Here is a 17,180-nt window from a genome sequence, read left to right as displayed (position 1 = left end):
CAACAAAAAGCAAACTTTCTAGGGAAGCAGGGTTTATTGCGTTTAAGTATAGACAATTTAAATAAAATTTGACCGAAATCTATTATTAATAATTAAAGATAACGTAGGCCGGGCCCTGGGCTTGACATTTCTTACCCAGTGACATGCAATCATTTATTGAATGCTGGGGTGAGTTTATCATACTGAACTCGACTAATGGTTCTAAAAAATTTTTAAATCAATTACGGTATTAAAGGGGCCCGCGACATTAGCAGAGATTAAGCTAGGTTTAATTCAAGACTGTTGCTACATTCACTTCTAATTATGAATTAAATGCTGACACTGGGTTTCAAGTTCTTCTTCCTTTCGAAATACCTCATGCCGCAAATTAAACTCTCTTTCTTTTCTAGCGCACAATTCTCTGTCCTCTAAAAAATGAAACGTTTTTTTGGCGATTTTTAAAGAAGGAGGAGCTAAACAAATTGTAATACAACTCAAAACAGATACCAATAAACACAGTGTAAGTATCAACCAAGCCAGCTCTCTATCATATTGTGCCGCCCCAAAAAAAGCGGCTAATGCGATTACATTAGAACAGGCTAGTTTGGTATATAAAGAGTTCAGTGCTGCACTATGTTTTGATAATTTGTTATCAAAGATTATTTTACGTTGTTGTGATTTAAGCTCTTCTTGGTCAATGTCATCGTGAAACGATTTAAACAGCATTAAATTGTTTTTTGATAGGGAGTATTGCCGCGATCTAACGCCATAAATGCTATGAGATAACTGATGTAATGCTTTATTTGCACTATATACAGCAAGTTGAGAGCGCATTGCTTCTGATGTTTTCCCATGCTGATTACCAAGAGGTTCTTGCCCGAAGTAATTGAGAATGTCTAAAAGGACATTGTTAGGTAATGAGAGGAGATTGTTTTGTTTTAATTTTGTCATTTTATGCAATTTTTAAACTTGAGAAAATATCAGCCCAGGGGCCCTAACTACGATCATAATATCACATTCGCTCAATCTAATGGATTTTCTTAAAATTTTTAAGTAGGTCGCTGAATTATTCCTTACATACCCAAAGTTGACGTTGAACAATCCTCATCATCGATAAAAGTATTACCCAAAGGCACTTTATCATAAGCAGCTCTATGCATTTTATCGAGAAATTCTGTCTTGAGGTACATCAACTGTGACTTAAGGTATTTGTCTGCACGAGAACCCTGCTCTATCGCAGGAATATCAAGGACATAATGTTCGGCACTTGGTCGTTTGCTCTACTTTAAAAAAAACCATCTATAAAATCCTTTAAATTCTTAACGCGTGTAGGTCGTCGAGCCCATGGCCCGACATTCCTAACGCATAAAATACGGGCTAAAAGCCCCTACCCGCGATTAGACTCTCGCTCGAATGTTACGCGATTGGTGTAACTTCTTATAACTTTCAATCAGTCGTAAATGAGGCTCTATCCCCTCAAGAGCCATGCTTGTCTTAGTTAGGCCGTAAAAGCGTACTGTACCTGTGACTGAACCAACCACATTTTCCATCACTTCGGCACCAAACATGCGATTGAAACTTTCGATAAAGTGCGCAAGCTCAAGGTCTTCATCTAAAGTGACTTCAAGTACTGCATTTATCGCTTGATAAAACAAGCCGCGTTTGACCGTATTGTCGTTATATTGTAAATACTCCTCAACTAATCCAATAGCATCCTCATGGGCACCAAGTGCGAGATAAATCAGGATTTTAAGTTCGATAATAGTTAGCTTGCCCCAGGCAGTATTTTCATCAAACACAATACCAATCAAGGTGCCAATATCGATATAGTTATCCAACTGACTTTCTTCCAAGCGAGTAACTAAATTTTCTAGCTCTTTGGTGCTTAATGAGTGCAAATTTAAAATGTCTTCACGATACATTAGCGCTTTATTTGTGTTGTCCAAAATCAGATCTTCAACCGGATAAACTTCTGAATAGTCAGGCACTAAAATACGACATGCTGAGGCACCTAAATCAGAGAGATTAGCCACATACACTTCTTTCCCCATAGACTCTAAAATACCAAATAGCTCATTTGCTTCTTCTTCACTAGTACCAGAGAAGTCCCATTCACAGAACTCATAGTCGCTTACACTACTAAAGAAACGCCAAGAAATCACTCCTGTAGAATCGATAAAGTGCTCAACAAAATTTTCAGGTTCAGTAACGGCCATGCTATTAAATGTTGGCTTGGGAACATCGTTTAAACCTTCAAAACTGCGGCCTTGCATCAGCTCCGTAAGACTACGCTCCAATGCCACTTCAAAGCTTGGATGAGCACCAAAAGAAGCTAATACACCACCAGTTCTAGGGTTCATCAGGGTGACACACATCACTGGGAATTGTCCGCCCAATGACGCGTCTTTCACCAGAAGCGGAAAGCCCTGCTCTTCTAGGCCTTTAATGCCCGCCAGAATACGAGGGTATTTTTCGAGTACACTCATTGGCACATCAGGTAAGACCAGTTCTTGCTCGATGATTTGGCGTTTGACAGCGCGCTCAAAGATTTCTGATAAACACTGAACATGAGCTTCATGCAGATTGTTACCCGCACTCATCCCATTACTTAAGAATAAATTTTCAATCAGGTTTGATGGGAAATAGACCGTTTCACCATCAGACTTACGGGTATAGGGAATGGCACAAATACCACGCGCTTTATTGCCTGAGTTAGTATCAATCAGGTGTGAGCCGTTTAATTCATTATCTGGGTTGTAAATATCGAGGCAATAGTCATCCAAAATGCCCGCTGGCAGCGCATCGTCTTCTTCTAATGCAAACCACTTTTCATTAGGATAATGAACAAATTCGCTGTTGGCTATTTCTACACCAAAGAATTGATCGTTATAGAAAAAGTTATTATTTAAGCGCTCAATAAATTCACCTAATGCAGAACATAGCGCACTTTCTTTGGTTGCGCCTTTGCCATTAGTGAAACAGATAGGAGAAGCAGCATCACGAACATGTAAAGACCATACATTAGGTACGATGTTGCGCCATGAAGAAACTTCTATCTTCATGCCCAGGTCGGCTAACATGGCGGTCATGTTTTTAATGGTTTGTTCAAGCGGCAAGTCTTTACCTAAAATAAACGTGTTCGCATCACCTTCTGGCCGGTCCATCAACATCGCATTCGCATCAGCGCTCAGATCATCAACGGTTTCGATTTTAAATTCTGGGCCAGTTTGTACTACTTTTTTTACCGTACAGCGGTCGATAGAGCGTAAAATTCCTTCCCGGTCTTTTTCTGAAATACCATCAGGCAACTCAACTTGAATTTGGAAGATTTGATTATAGCGATCCTCAGGATCAACAATATTGTTTTGCGATAAACGAATGTTCTCAGTGGAAATATCACGAGCCTTACAATACACCTTAATAAAGTAAGCAGCACAAAGGGCTGATGACGCTAAAAAATAATCAAATGGACTCGGAGCGGAGCCATCACCTTTATAGCGAATAGGTTGATCGGCGATGACGGTAAAATCATCGAACTTGGCTTCGAGTCTTAAATTATCGAGAAAATTTACTTTGATTTCCATTGAGTATATCCAAAGTCATGCACAGCCCACAGGCCAAATTGCATTATGATTATGTTTAAAAGGCGTAATTTTGAAGAAAATCTTTCGTTATTTTAGGCTTAAATGAGTCTAATCAGCGAAAAATAGCTGAAATATACCATAGAGTACAATATATTTGCAAAATCAAACCGTTAATCATTGAAAATGAAACTCGTTCAATAAGGTACTTATAATTGCAGGTTAGGTAGGACACTTACCCTAAGATTAAAAAATTCCGGGGTTATTAAAACTCCCTTATCTTCAATAATATAATACCTGTAATATCAACCATTAGGATCTCTTTCAAGCAATATTCAACCAAACACCAAGGACTACAATACCAACATATTGACTATTTATTATCCAATTTATGTGTTCGACTCCATCCTCTTATGTCTACAGCCATTGATTACGAAGTCAAAATTATACATCTCATCGAATCAGGGCTGGAGGACGGTTAATTGAGCTCTCTCTAAATATTGAGGCATAGTTTGCCTTGATAGCTCTTCCGCAGCCACCACTTCATTAAAGTAGGAACTGATTGGGGCTAAATAGTCCTCCGTTTCTAAATAACGCAATACCTTATCTGTACTTACCTTATATAAAGAACCAGTGTTTATCAAAGTTAATGTATTTTGCATTCCATCTAAGACCAAATGTAGAAGCTCATTTCTTCCACATAAATCGAATTTATTGGGATCATCTAATATTGCAGGGGGAAATCCATTCTTCATTAACAGATGATTTAACAATAACATACAGAAAGTTCTACAATTTCCATCCCTAAATGGATGCAGCTGTTCACAAGATTGAATGAAATTAATGATGGCCATTAATTTCATAATTGGATCTTCCGTTACACTAATTTGAATTTGATATACATCAATTAAACTTTGCATCCGTTCATTCAAAACCTCATTAGGATCTTTATGTTGGGTACTGGCTTGGGAAAATGTTGCTTTACCGCTTAGTATTTCATCCTTTAAGTACTGAACTAATTGCTTTCTATTTTTTGCGCTAATTAATTTTTTTATCAGCGGTAAAACCTCATGAAAATTATCTGCCTCCCCATCCAAAGAATCTACAAAAATAAAAACATTTTGGAGTACATCATCAGGTGGAGCAATTAGTTCATGAGAGAATTGTTCAATAAGAGCTAAGGATTTTACGTTTAATTTAAAGCTACATTTTTCTCCATTACATAAAATAGATAATTCATTTAATTCCGTCGTATCACTTGCAATGGCATTTATAAACTCATATAAACCTGCACGGCTAGTATTTGAATTAACTAAACGATATGAAACGAATGAAGTGGTTCTAAACTCATTTATTCCCTCATTATGCTCATAATTGGTATTTAAAACATTACCAACAGCCAAGGCATGTAGGTTTTTAATAAAGGAGAGAGTCAACGGAGTAGATAGTGCAAATATACTTGCAAATCCTTGGCCGCTCCCTTTTAAATAACCAGGTTCATTGCGCTCAAAAGGAATCCAAGCTTTGTCTAAATTTACAAGATCTCTTAATTTAAATTGTTCTTTTTCTTTCTCACTTAAAATCCACTTTCTACTATCCAATAACTTGCCCAAAGCACTTGATAATAGATGCCCTTGTTTTAAGCAGTGTTGAATAGTGCATGAAAGAGAGTTACGTTGAAAAAAGGCATATAGGGGTGATAACAAAAAAACTGGATGCTCGCTTAAATTCCGCCCCTTTTCCTGCTTCCACCCATCAATGAAAAAACGCCATATTTCCTTTGCTGGAATTTTTAACCTTAATTGATAAGGATCTTGGTGAGCAATTTGTTCATAATCTAGTAAAATTTCGTCAAGCTGAGTACGTAATAATTTAGGCATATCCAGAAAGCGCTTTATTTATCCATTTAGCAATTAATTTTACCATAACAACAATAGAATAAGTAGGTCGGGCCCATGGCCTGAGGTATCGACTCGTTTTAATTAAGAGGAGCATGTATTATGCTCCTCTAAAATTATCTCCCAATGAGTCTCAACGTTTATTTTTTTCCTAATCAGCTGGCATCCTAGATAAAAGAAAGACAAGACCCTCCGATGTTTATAAGAGTTTGCTTGAAAATCATAATGTAATTTTAATTTCTCCGCTGAAGCCCCCGTAATCCAGGCAATGAGGCTAGCAATGGCCGCGAGTAGTAACCAAACTGTATATCGTTCTGGTTTGAAGGTGATGTTGTTATCGAAGCTAAAGCCAAATCGAGTCGACTTAGTATCTCTAAAGCTTTCTTCAATGGTCATTCTTCGTGTGTATTTAATGCGAGCGAGATTAGGGTGTTCTTTAACTTCCTCTAAAGACGTCACAAGGAACCAAGGTTCTCTCCATGAGGCACTGTATTTCCTAGAGTCCTTGCCTTGGGCAGGTTTTTTCGTTTTGGTCATTTGATAACGCCCTTTAGGCGTTCCTTTGTAAAGGACCACATGATGAAGGAGGACATTGGTTTTCGCGATAGCCCAAAATCCTAAGTAACGTGCTTTATTCGTGGCCTGTGAAAACACCGTTTTAATCGCATAAAATTCGCCTCCTGCATCATACTGAGTGATTCCTCGTACACGTCCTATATAATCCCACCCCATAGCTAATACCGATAGCCTCTGTAAAGAGGCTTTTACTACTCAGTAATCATTCACCAACTGACAAAACATGTTCATCATAGAGATTTGTTCGATATTTCCCGGTACATACTCCAACAAAGCCGGAGCATAAACAATAACCGCCATACATTGCGCCCTTGATACAGCGACATTAATGCGATTCTTGTCAAATAAAAAACTTAAACCGCGAGGCGATTCGTTGGCACTACTTGCACACATGCTTAGAATGACAACGGGCGCCTCTTGCCCCTGGAACTTGTCCACACTTCCCACTCTGGCCTTATCTCCAAGGGCTGCTCTAAGTTTATTGACTTGATAATTGTAAGGAGCAACGAAAAGTATATCGTTCCAATCTATTAATCTTTGTTTATCGTCCTTATCTCTAAAAGTCCTTCCCAATAACTCATGAGCCAACGCAACAATTTGTTCCACTTCTTCATCACTGGCTTGCGTATTGCCTTCGTGCATCACAGGTACAGCAATTATTCCTGCTTCCTTACTCAACAAACCATTGTACCCGACAGGGATAGTGATCAATTGCTTATCGTTTTCAGGATCGGTTTCCAGTTTCCCTTCATAAATAGCCTCACTGATAAACCGATTAACAGCCGAGTGCATACGATAGGTTGTTCCTAAAAAGACTCCCATGTCATCAGGTATAGTTGGGGTCGAATGCAACAGATAATCCAGAATTGATAAGCCACTGTCTTCTGGATGACTTCCTTGTGAAGGTTGCCCCAATTGCATCTGATCACCCATTAAGATGATATTGGAGGTTGACCGGCTCATGGCTATCAAATTTGCAACGCTAACTTGCCCTGCTTCATCAATAAAGAGATAGTCAAAGGCATTTTCAAGATCATCTCTGGCAAAGCCCCAAGCAGTAGTTCCGACAACACAGCCAGCCTGAATAAAGCCCGCAATGTTATTATTATCCAGTACATTAATTTTCAAATCATCAATGGCTTCTTCAGTATTGCGTGTACAAGCAAAATATCCTGGAATTCCTTCTTCATGGCAGTATTTGGCTGTGCTAATCAATAAATTATTTATGGCTTTATGGCTGTTAGAAGAGATACCTACTTTTTTACCTCGTTTGACTAACTCTGCAATTAAATGTTTCCCTGTATATGTTTTACCTGCCCCGGGTGGTCCTTGTATCGTCAGATAGCTGTTATCCAGATTAATAACCGCCTGAATGATTTCATTTAAGCGTTGTTTCGGAGCATGGCTGGGAGCGATTGCTTGGCCTGAAAGGTAGCCTTTGATTCTCGGGGCTGATTTACCTAGAAAATCAATTATAGCTGTTTGCTCAAGTTTTCCTGTTATAAGAGCCTTTGCCTGTTTTGTAATTGCTTGTGGTATTGGTTTAGGATTAACATATTCATTTGGAATCAAGGTAAGAGGACTATCAGGTTCATCTTTTATTTGCAACGCAATGATCCCATGCTCCAAATCACTCCCTTCAGCATTAAAAGTCGCTTTTATATTTTTACCATTCGGTGCTTCTTTACCCAACAAATAATAGTCTTTTGAGTTGCCCTTAAATTCCTGATCTGGATCAAACGAATATTCATAAACCAAATTATGGGCTTTAGGCGTTGGCTTATAAGGCAGTTTTTCAGTTCTATAACAAAAAGCCAGGCAATCAATATCATCAAGTAATTCTTCATGGCTTAGCCCTAATCTGTCAAACAAACGCCAAAATACAGGTTTTGATTCACGTCTATGAAATTCAATTGACCATGCCATCACCGTATTAATTTTTGCTAGTTGTTCATGTCCTGCCTCTTTTAATTGTGAGGCTTGTGCCAATAAGTTATCTCGAAGTTTAATGCCCTCATTAGTTTCTTCTTCAATTTCAGACTCGACTAACTCTGTTTTACCCAGAAAATGAATACCGTTGGATTGCTGCTTGTCTCTTAACCAGACCACTAATTCCTGGGTAGAATTACAATCATCAATATTATAAGAACGGATATCATTTAATATTTTGGATGTTTGCCAGGTATCGCCATCAGGATTTTCTCGCCATCGTTCGTAAACAACAACTGAATCCCCTCCAGAACCTACCTCTGTATCCCTTTTAGCACGATATAAATGCTCAACATTTTTAATCGAATAACGTGGTTCACCAATTAGCAACGCACCTTTTACTATTTTATATAAATCAACAAATACTTCATTGCGTAGCAATTGATCCACTTCATACTCACATACCCCGTATCTGCCCATTAGTTTTCTACAGGCTGTAATTTCGTAGCTAGCATAATGATAAATGTGCATGGAAGAATCCTGCTGCCATCGTTGATAAGCCCATTCGATAAATGCTCTAAAACTCTCTTTTTCCTGATCTCGGTTATGTGCCCAAAAATCCATGTATTGACGCTGATTGTTATCGTCAAAATAGGTCACACCCCAAAGATACTCCAACCCCCCGTCTTCAAGCGGAAAGCCTTCGATATCAAAAAAGATATCATTTGGGGAGAGTGGGGGTAATAAAGATAAACCTTGCTTGGTTCCATCATCATTACGAATTAACTGGTAGGCCGGTATTTCCTTTCCAATACTCTCTTTTTGGATTTTGGCTTGGGCTTTTAAGCGCTCAAATAGTTCTGGTTTTATGCCTTTTACATTGTTGACGGTTGCTTCGGCCAAAGCAGTCATTGTCTTGATGCCCGCTTTATTTAATTTCTTAATTTGCCCTGAGGTAATGGTCGCGACCTGAATCAAGTGATCCACTTCTAATAGAAGACTCTCTGCATAGGCCCCCCATCTTCCCCAACTTCTTGATGAAGCTGGATCTGGGCATTTATTTGGCTCAAAATGTTGGTGCTCAGACAAAAACTTATGTTTAAGATTCTTGTAGAAATAAAAATAATCATTAATCCTGAACCGCTTTTGTTCTTTGTTGCCCAAGACTACAGTAATATGCTCAGCGCTACTATGTTGCATTGCTTCAAGCATTTCGGCATAACAACATAATTGCACGAGAAAATACGGTTTAACAGATTTGGCTAACTTGGTATCCCAAACTTCATAACAATAATTCCCAAAAACGCTTTTACCTTCAACTTTAACCAAAAAATCTGCATATCCTCTGAACGGCAGCAATTCCAAATGAGCCTGATAAATGATATCGACGCCTTTTTTCATTGCCTCCAAAGTAGCCTGATATGAATCTGTTCGTTTATCTAAATTGGCTACAGTTAATCCGCTCGCTTCAAATCCCTCCAAAATTTCTGACTCATGCTGATTACCCATATCATGTAACACACCGAGTAATTCATCATTTTTATCAGGCGCAGGCAATAAGTCTTGATGTGTGATTGCTAAGTGCTCCATCCATGATGCGAAAGGGCTATCCATAAATTGGGTCAGGTCGGAGGGTGAGAAAATTATTTTATCGGATTCAAGATACATTTCGAATTTACCCTTGTTTTTTATCATTAAGCCCTTCTTAGGAACTTAATTCATAAACCTCTCAGCAAAATGCTCAATTTTTGCTCTAAACTATATTTAACTCTTGGAGAAAAATATGGATACAAGAACTTCTTTTTATGGGGATGCCAAAAGTAAAAGCATACACTATTTAATCTGCGATCTTACTGGAAATGAATTTAATTTGCTTGTTGAACCAACAAAACTCAATATGAATTTGAATGATTTTAAAAATAATGTGCAAGAAACTATCCAGGAATACTTTAATCAATTAATTAATTTAAACCCTCAAAATTCCGGCAATCTTATTTCATCATTCTGATCGCCCTTTGGAACAAAAAATCACCATTCCCGGCCTGGCCCTGGTAAGCAATACTCTATAGGTATTTAACAAATATCTTTTGCGCGTTTCATCATTGATGTTTGACCATTTTGTCCTCTTAACAAAGAGTATTTAAAGTATCTGATTATATTGAGACATAAATTAAATATTTCTATAATGCCAATCCATAAGCTAGGAAGAATGAAGTAAAGTGCAAAATAAATTAATTATTAATGAAAAAGAAATAAACAGTATCTCCATTTGTGAGAATAATGAACCTCTGATCGATCTCAAAGAACAAGATGAACTTACTTACGGTCCTCCTCCCGATACTCCATTAACCCAACACGATTATACAAAAATAAGAAAAACAGTTTATGAAAAATTATGCCTAGCACAAAAAGAGCTACCTAATGATTGGAAATTTAGAGTTTATGAAGGATTAAGAAGTTTAAATGTTCAAAAGATATTATTTGATTCGCTCTATAACAGCTTAAAATTGAAAAAGACAGATCTATCTGAAGAAGAGCTTTTTAAGCAAACGAGCTTGTTAGTCGCTCCTGTTCGTTTTTTAAACGGCACTACAAACATTCCTCCCCATAGTACTGGTGGCGCGATCGATATTGAGGTGATTGATAAGAGCGGAAACTTAATTGACTTTGGTATGGCAATCAAAGATTGGAATATAGTAGATCCAGATATCTGTGACACCTACTCATTAAAAATCTCAGAAGAGGCAACCAGAAACAGACAAATCCTTTTAGACATTATGTGCACACAGGAATTTGTTAATTATCCTAGAGAATGGTGGCATTTTTCATACGGTGATAGATTGTGGGCTTATTTAACAAATAAAAAAGAAGCTATTTATGGTGGGATTACACTAACCGACACATCTAAATTAGTTGGCTCTACACCAATATTAATAAATACAAAGTAACAATATAAAAATACCAAAGTACACCCAGAAGTACACCTAGCAGAATTTTTTATTTTTAAGGGGTTTAACTAAGAAGATGCAACTTGCTGATTCTAAATGGGGATTGATGGTCGGGACGGAAGGATTTGAACCTTCGACCACTAGCACCCCATGCTAGTACGCTACCAGGCTGCGCTACGCCCCGATTGGCCCAAATGATAACTAAGTCTGGGGAAAATAACAAGTAGTTGAGGTGTTGAGACAAGGTTTAAATTCAACTTTAAACACCTCAAGCAGGATTGTTGCTCTGTTAAAGCAGATGTCTTAACTTGTTGGCTTCTAGTTTTGAATGCGAAATTTGAATGTAATGGCTGCATCCAGTTAGCTCGGCAAACTGTAAATCTTTTATTGCATTTACGATTATTTGTTTTGCCTGTTCTGCAGAATCATCCGCAATCAACGTTGCTGCGCCATTCATTTGGTTGGCAGCGAATGCTAGCTTATCAACACAGGTAGGATTGTGTTGGCTTACCACTAATGACTTAACTATTTTTGCCAAATCATGGCATCGGTTTACTAAAAGGTCTTTGTTCTGATCTGCTTGTACCGATGACATACTTAATGAAAATAAACTTAAGATTAAGGCTTTTTTTAAAATCATTTTTGACATAGTGATACTCCCTGTAAGTTGCAATTAAACATGCAGGAATGGCTGCTTAGAACAATTAAATACAACTATTCACTTATGCCTCCCCTCTCCCAAAAAAGGGAGAAGGGATCATTGAGTCGTAATGCTGAATAGTTACGTTTAACCAAAAGCATTAATTCCCGTAATATGCTTCCCTAGCACTAAGGTATGGACGTTATCCGTACCCTCATAGGTAAAGACTGATTCTAAATTAAGCATATGCCGTATAACATGATACTCAAGACTAATTCCATTAGCTCCTAATAGATTCCTGCATTTTCTGGCAATTTTCAATGCCTCGCGACAAGAATTCCCTTTTGCTAATGAAATCATTACTGGTGTTTCGCGCTGCTCTTCTTTCAAACGACCTATCTGTAAATTCAGGCATTGTGCCTTGATAATTTCAGTATACATATCTGCCAGGTCTTTTTGAATGATCTGGAACGAAGCTAGAGGCTTATTAAATTGCTTACGCTCTAAAAGGTAGTCGCGGGTAATGTCAAAGCATGCCATTGCCGCACCCATTGCTCCCCAAGCGATGCCATAACGAGCCTGGCTTAAACAACTTAAAGCGGCTCCCAAACCTTTTTCTGTGCCAGGAAGTAAGTTTTCATCTGGAACAAATACATTATCGAAAACTAACTCGCCTGTAATTGAAGCACGTAAGGACATCTTTAATTTAATTTCTGGGCAACGTACCCCTTCAGATTTAGTATCCACGATAAATCCACGGATACCCGCATCTGTTTTAGCCCACACAATAGCAATGTCTGCGATTGGTGCATTGGTAATCCACATTTTTGCGCCATTTAAACGCCAACCACCATTTTCTTTTTTAGCGTTGGTGCGCATGCTTGATGGATCAGAACCGGCATCAGGCTCAGTTAAACCGAAACAGCCGATAATTTCGCCTGTGGCCATTCCTGGTAAATAACGTACTCTTTGTTCTTCACTGCCATAACGGAAAATTGGATACATGCATAGGGAGCTTTGTACTGAAACAAAACTACGTAAACCACTATCACCTTTTTCTAATTCCTGGCATACCAAACCATAAGAAACATAGGATGCTTCTGCCCCGCCATATTCTGCCGGCAAAGTCAGTCCTAATAAACCTAATTCTGCAGACTTGTGAATCAGTTCACGTGGAAAATATCCCTGTTCATAGGATTCAGCCATTAAAGGCACTACATCGTTAGTAACAAAACGAGCTACGCTGTCGCGTATCATTCGTTCGTCATCTCGCAATTGTTCATCAAGAAACAACAAGTCGTCCAATTTCTATCTCCCTTTTCTCTGACTGTAAGGCGATTACCGCTTCAATAATACTTTCTTTACTTGGTAATAAATATTGCCAAGCAGTTCCCAATGGAATAAAACAATCTTTACCGGTAATTCGTTTGATTTGCAAACTCGATGATGCTTTTTCTACTAGTAAGGTAATCAAGCCTTCACTGATAGAACCACTTTGGCGGCCTTCATCGACAATGAGTACCTGTTTTGCTTGAGCGACTTCTTTTACAATAGCCTCAGCAGGTAAAGGACTAAGCCAGCGTATATCCACAATTTTTACGTCTATGTTATGTTCATCTTTTAAGACTTTTGCTGCTTGACATGATAAATAGTAGCCGTTGGCGTAAGTTAAAATCACCGTAGAACCGTCACCCTGGCTGCCAACTTCTCCAGGTGCAATCATTTCATGGGGTTGAGGATAGTCAAACAACCAACCATTATCACCCGTTTGATGTAAATCCTTGGTCATATACAGTGCGATTGGCTCTAAAAATACTACTACTCGGCCTTCTTCCTGAGCTAGGCGCATGCAGGTACGGAGCATTTTAGCGGCATCTGGGCCGTTGGAAGGACATGCAACAATCACGCCAGGTAGATCACGTAATACAGCAATTGAGTTGTCATTATGGAAATGGCCGCCAAATCCTTTTTGGTAAGCTAGTGAGGCAATACGGATCACCATAGGGTTTTGGTATTGGCCACTAGAGAAAAAGGACAGTGTCGATGCTTCTCCACGCAACTGATCTTCTGCGTTATGCAGGTAAGCTAAAAATTGGATTTCAGGAACTGGGATAAAGCCATTATGAGCCATACCAATTGCTGTACCTAAAATTGTAGTTTCATCGAGGATGGTGTCAAAGACGCGGCGTTTACCGAAACGAAATTGCAAATCAGCGGTGACGCGATATACCCCACCCTTCTTACCAACATCTTCACCAAAAACCACCATATTCGGATACTGCATCATCAAATCAGTGAGTGCAAAATTAATATGCTGGCAGAGGTTACGCTTTTGCTTCAATTGCGGATAAGCATTAGCAAATACTGCCGCACGAGTAACTTCATTTGGCATCGCATGCTTTGGCTTTACTGTGATTTTAGGAACAATGGAAGCCATGATTGCTTCGGCACTATCCATTTTTGGTTGGCTAATTGCTTCAGCTGCTTTTGCTTCAATTAAATGCTTATTGCTTTCATAAAGACTGATGATTCCATCTAAACTCATCCAGCCTTCACGAAAGAGCATTCCTGCAGTATGTAATAAGGGATCATGAGATTCTGTAAATTCTATTTGCTCTTGGGATAAATATTGTGACTCAATATCTGATCCGGCATGACCTAATAAGCGTACACAGCGCATGTGTAAGAATACGGGTTGTTTTTTATAGCGCGCCAAGTATTCTGCTTCTTGTGCTTTCGCATAAATATCAGCAAGGTTTAGGCCGTCGCAGGCGATGTAATTTAATCCTGGGCGCGAATTAATTGATTGTTCAATCCAATTCGCGGGGGTTGGTACGGAGATACCTATGCCATTATCTTCACAAATAAACACGATCGGTAGTGGATAATTTTGTTGGGCAATCCAGGAGCAGGCGTTCAAGGTAGTTTGCGCTGTTGCATGGTTTGCGGAGGCATCACCGAAGGAGCAAAGAATAACTGAATCGGGATCTAAATGGCTTTCTATTCCTAACTCTTTCGCACGTTTAATTGATAAGGCAGCGCCTAAAGCTTTGGGTAAATGTGATGCTATTGTTGACGTTTGGGGAGGAACATTTAGGGGTACTGAGCCAAATACTTTATGTCGTCCACCGGAAATTGGATCGTTAGAAGCTGCAACTAGGGATAGTAAAACGTCTTTAACTCCATCGATGCCTTTTACTTGTTTCGATCGTTGTAGATAGAAGGCACCGCTACGGTAATGTAAAAAAGCCATATCCTCTGGTCGGAAAACCTGGCCAAAAACCGCATTTCCTTCATGTCCACTGCTACCAATGGTATAAAAAGATAAACCCTTTTCTTTAAGCTGTCTGGCAATTAAATCGAGTAAGCGTGATTTAATTTGAGAGTCAAACAACTCGATGGCGCTCTTTTTATCTAACTCGGCCGTTTCTAAGCTAATTGAGCTGTTGGGTATGGGGAAATCTGCTTGCCGTACCCGTTTAATAAATTGTTCATCAACTACACTGGCTCTATCTAACATCCTAACGTCCTGTTGAATTGCTGTCGATATCAAGATGATGAGTATATACGGATTCAAAATGATCCGGAAGCAGGAAACCCGTGTTGTTTTGATAAAAAAATCACAATCCTAATTGGCGACAAATGATTAATTAATCTACACTTTGATTAATAATAGAAATAGGGGCTAATAATGAAATGGATTGTTCTGCTGGGGGCTGTGATATTTATGTCTGGTTGTTGTTGTACCCAAGTTGTTGCCTATAGGCAAGTCGCTGTTACTCCTGTTGTAGAACCTGTTATGGTATTTCCCTATCGTCAAGGGCCTATTGATGTGACGACTACTACTATTGATTATTATTAATTAGTGCTTTTGAGCCAATCTAGCCTGGTTGCTTGCAGCCAGGTTTTTTTTCTGTCTGGGCTTGGTGTTAAATCAATATAACTTGCGCCCTGATATTGCAGATAGCTTGAGGTACCGTACTCTGGCTTGCTTCACTGCGTTTGCCATGACGGAGGTTTTGGATTATTGGCAAAAGGTGGCCTGGTTGTTTGTAACCAGGTTTTCCTTATGACCCAGATTTTATTTTAATTGCGTTGTGTGTGCAACCATATGGGGCTATGTGCCGTATGGGATATCGATGTTGGGCCATGGCTAACCTACGCGTCATTGTCGCGCCGTGTGGTGTCAAAAGGAATTAAATTGTGTTGGTGTTGATTTTTTGATGGTTCAGAAACAAAAAAAGCGGCTAAAAGCCGCTTCTCTGTTCTTAATAAAACCCTGGCGATGACCTACTTTCACATGAGGAGACCTCACACTATCATTGGCGCATGTCTGTTTCACTTCTGAGTTCGAGATGGATTCAGGTGGTTCCAGACCGCTATTGTCGCCAGGAAAACTCGTTTTATGCTCATTGCAGCCATTATACCGCAATTTCGCATTAGGTAAATAAAGAGTGCGCTTTTTTTTGCGCTTCGTAACACTCGCTATTCTGTAGTGCTTTGTTCCCAAAGCAACTCAGATTATATGGTCAAGACAATCAGCCAATTAGTACAAGTTAGCTTCACACATTACTGCGCTTCCACACCTTGCCTATCAACGTCGTAGTCTTCAACGGGCTTCATGGGAAAACTCATCTTGAGGGAGGCTTCCCGCTTAGATGCTTTCAGCGGTTATCCCGTCCGAACTTAGCTACCCGGCGATGCGACTGGCGTCACAACCGGTACACCAGAGGTTCGTCCACTCCGGTCCTCTCGTACTAGGAGCAGCTCCTCTCAATTTTCCTACGCCCACGGCAGATAGGGACCGAACTGTCTCACGACGTTCTAAACCCAGCTCGCGTACCACTTTAAATGGCGAACAGCCATACCCTTGGGACCTGCTTCAGCCCCAGGATGTGATGAGCCGACATCGAGGTGCCAAACACCGCCGTCGATATGAACTCTTGGGCGGTATCAGCCTGTTATCCCCGGAGTACCTTTTATCCGTTGAGCGATGGCCCTTCCATACAGAACCACCGGATCACTAAGACCAACTTTCGTTCCTGCTCGAGCCGTCGCTCTCGCAGTCAAGCACCCTTATGCCTTTACACTCTTGGTACGATGTCCGACCGTACCGAGGGTACCTTTGTGCTCCTCCGTTACTCTTTGGGAGGAGACCGCCCCAGTCAAACTACCCATCATACACTGTCCTCATCCCCGATTAGGGGACCAAGTTAGAACCTCAATAATAACAGGGTGGTATTTCAAGGTCGGCTCCATATGAACTAGCGTTCATACTTCAAAGCCTCCCACCTATCCTACACAGTTATCATCAAAGTCCAGTGCAAAACTATAGTAAAGGTTCACGGGGTCTTTCCGTCTAGCCGCGGGTACACTGCATCTTCACAGCGATTTCAATTTCACTGAGTCTCGGGTGGAGACAGTGTGGCCATCGTTACGCCATTCGTGCAGGTCGGAACTTACCCGACAAGGAATTTCGCTACCTTAGGACCGTTATAGTTACGGCCGCCGTTTACTGGGGCTTCGATCAAGAGCTTCTCCCTAAGGATAACCCCATCAATTAACCTTCCAGCACCGGGCAGGCGTCACACCCTATACGTCTTCTTACGAATTTGCAGAGTGCTGTGTT

Annotated in this window: 12 protein-coding genes, 1 tRNA gene and 2 rRNA genes (1 of these 15 cut by a window edge); 3 read left to right on the top strand and 12 right to left on the bottom strand. The window is 39.8% G+C overall.

Features of this window, described 5'->3' with window-relative positions:
• Window positions 1–297: 297 nt before the first annotated feature.
• The 5 genes from J2N86_RS04940 to J2N86_RS04920 all read right to left on the bottom strand — a co-directional run bounded on the left by J2N86_RS04940 (window position 298) and on the right by J2N86_RS04920 (window position 9,631).
• Window positions 298–930 carry a hypothetical protein gene (locus J2N86_RS04940; protein WP_252581281.1) on the bottom strand — a complete coding sequence of 211 codons (633 nt, stop codon included), beginning with the start codon at window positions 928–930 and terminating at the stop codon, window positions 298–300.
• Window positions 931–1,376: 446 nt separating this feature from the next.
• Window positions 1,377–3,563 (bottom strand): OsmC domain/YcaO domain-containing protein, encoded by a 2,187-nt coding sequence (locus tag J2N86_RS04935; protein ID WP_252581280.1) that lies wholly within the window; start codon window positions 3,561–3,563, stop codon window positions 1,377–1,379.
• Between the two features lie 458 nt (window positions 3,564–4,021).
• Window positions 4,022–5,440, bottom strand: coding sequence for a Fic family protein (locus tag J2N86_RS04930; RefSeq protein ID WP_252581279.1), 1,419 nt, complete (start codon window positions 5,438–5,440; stop codon window positions 4,022–4,024).
• Window positions 5,441–5,542: 102 nt separating this feature from the next.
• Window positions 5,543–6,190, bottom strand: a complete 648-nt coding sequence (locus J2N86_RS04925; protein WP_252581277.1) for an IS4 family transposase — start codon at window positions 6,188–6,190, stop codon at window positions 5,543–5,545.
• A gap of 39 nt (window positions 6,191–6,229) precedes the next feature.
• Window positions 6,230–9,631: a TM0106 family RecB-like putative nuclease gene (locus J2N86_RS04920; RefSeq protein ID WP_252582372.1), complete on the bottom strand. Its 3,402-nt coding sequence runs from the start codon at window positions 9,629–9,631 to the stop codon at window positions 6,230–6,232.
• 115 nt (window positions 9,632–9,746) lie between these two features.
• Here J2N86_RS04920 and J2N86_RS04915 point away from each other — a divergent pair, with 115 nt between their 5' ends.
• The gene (locus tag J2N86_RS04915; RefSeq protein WP_252581275.1) at window positions 9,747–9,971 is read left to right on the top strand and encodes a hypothetical protein; all 225 of its coding nucleotides are present in this window, start codon (window positions 9,747–9,749) and stop codon (window positions 9,969–9,971) included.
• Here the strand turns inward: J2N86_RS04915 and J2N86_RS04910 are convergent.
• Entirely contained in the window at window positions 9,963–10,043 is an 81-nt protein-coding gene (locus J2N86_RS04910) for a DNA/RNA helicase domain-containing protein (protein ID WP_252582370.1), read from the bottom strand. The two genes, J2N86_RS04915 and J2N86_RS04910, sit on opposite strands and share 9 nt — an antisense overlap.
• A 139-nt stretch (window positions 10,044–10,182) precedes the next feature.
• Between J2N86_RS04910 and J2N86_RS04905 the strand changes: the two genes are divergently transcribed.
• A complete protein-coding gene (locus J2N86_RS04905; RefSeq protein ID WP_252581273.1) occupies window positions 10,183–10,911 on the top strand; it encodes a M15 family metallopeptidase in 729 nt (242 codons plus the stop codon).
• Between the two features lie 107 nt (window positions 10,912–11,018).
• Here the strand turns inward: J2N86_RS04905 and J2N86_RS04900 are convergent.
• The 4 genes from J2N86_RS04900 to J2N86_RS04885 form a co-directional block, all read right to left on the bottom strand.
• A tRNA-Pro gene (locus J2N86_RS04900) sits at window positions 11,019–11,095 on the bottom strand.
• Between the two features lie 105 nt (window positions 11,096–11,200).
• Window positions 11,201–11,560 (bottom strand): hypothetical protein, encoded by a 360-nt coding sequence (locus J2N86_RS04895; protein ID WP_252581271.1) that lies wholly within the window; start codon window positions 11,558–11,560, stop codon window positions 11,201–11,203.
• 138 nt (window positions 11,561–11,698) lie between these two features.
• Entirely contained in the window at window positions 11,699–12,856 is a 1,158-nt protein-coding gene (locus J2N86_RS04890; protein WP_252581269.1) for an acyl-CoA dehydrogenase family protein, read from the bottom strand.
• Window positions 12,834–15,071 (bottom strand): dehydrogenase E1 component subunit alpha/beta, encoded by a 2,238-nt coding sequence (locus J2N86_RS04885; protein ID WP_252581267.1) that lies wholly within the window; start codon window positions 15,069–15,071, stop codon window positions 12,834–12,836. The genes J2N86_RS04890 and J2N86_RS04885 overlap by 23 nt, the downstream gene beginning before the upstream one ends.
• Window positions 15,072–15,242: 171 nt before the next feature.
• On the opposite strand from J2N86_RS04885, the gene J2N86_RS04880 reads away from it, so the two are divergent.
• Window positions 15,243–15,413 (top strand): hypothetical protein, encoded by a 171-nt coding sequence (locus tag J2N86_RS04880; RefSeq protein ID WP_252581265.1) that lies wholly within the window; start codon window positions 15,243–15,245, stop codon window positions 15,411–15,413.
• A gap of 415 nt (window positions 15,414–15,828) precedes the next feature.
• Here J2N86_RS04880 and rrf read toward each other — a convergent pair.
• Both rrf and J2N86_RS04870 read right to left on the bottom strand, forming a co-directional pair.
• Window positions 15,829–15,944, bottom strand: a 5S ribosomal RNA gene (rrf, locus tag J2N86_RS04875).
• 132 nt (window positions 15,945–16,076) lie between these two features.
• A 23S ribosomal RNA gene (locus tag J2N86_RS04870) occupies window positions 16,077–17,180 on the bottom strand; it runs 1,796 nt beyond the window's last position.

Source organism: Legionella lytica, from assembly GCF_023921225.1.
GTDB lineage: Bacteria > Pseudomonadota > Gammaproteobacteria > Legionellales > Legionellaceae > Legionella > Legionella lytica.
This window is presented reverse-complemented; position numbering and strand designations above follow the sequence as displayed.

Excerpts from the sequence above, each read along its gene's own strand:
- J2N86_RS04940 (WP_252581281.1), bottom strand. The coding sequence starts at position 930 with ATGACAAAATTAAAACAAAACAATCTCCTCTCATTACCTAACAATGTC.
- J2N86_RS04935 (WP_252581280.1), bottom strand. The coding sequence starts at position 3,563 with ATGGAAATCAAAGTAAATTTTCTCGATAATTTAAGACTCGAAGCCAAG.
- J2N86_RS04930 (WP_252581279.1), bottom strand. The coding sequence starts at position 5,440 with ATGCCTAAATTATTACGTACTCAGCTTGACGAAATTTTACTAGATTAT.
- J2N86_RS04925 (WP_252581277.1), bottom strand. The coding sequence starts at position 6,190 with ATGGGGTGGGATTATATAGGACGTGTACGAGGAATCACTCAGTATGAT.
- J2N86_RS04920 (WP_252582372.1), bottom strand. The coding sequence starts at position 9,631 with ATGTATCTTGAATCCGATAAAATAATTTTCTCACCCTCCGACCTGACC.
- J2N86_RS04915 (WP_252581275.1), top strand. The coding sequence starts at position 9,747 with ATGGATACAAGAACTTCTTTTTATGGGGATGCCAAAAGTAAAAGCATA.
- J2N86_RS04895 (WP_252581271.1), bottom strand. The coding sequence starts at position 11,560 with ATGTCAAAAATGATTTTAAAAAAAGCCTTAATCTTAAGTTTATTTTCA.
- J2N86_RS04885 (WP_252581267.1), bottom strand. The coding sequence starts at position 15,071 with ATGTTAGATAGAGCCAGTGTAGTTGATGAACAATTTATTAAACGGGTA.
- J2N86_RS04880 (WP_252581265.1), top strand. The coding sequence starts at position 15,243 with ATGAAATGGATTGTTCTGCTGGGGGCTGTGATATTTATGTCTGGTTGT.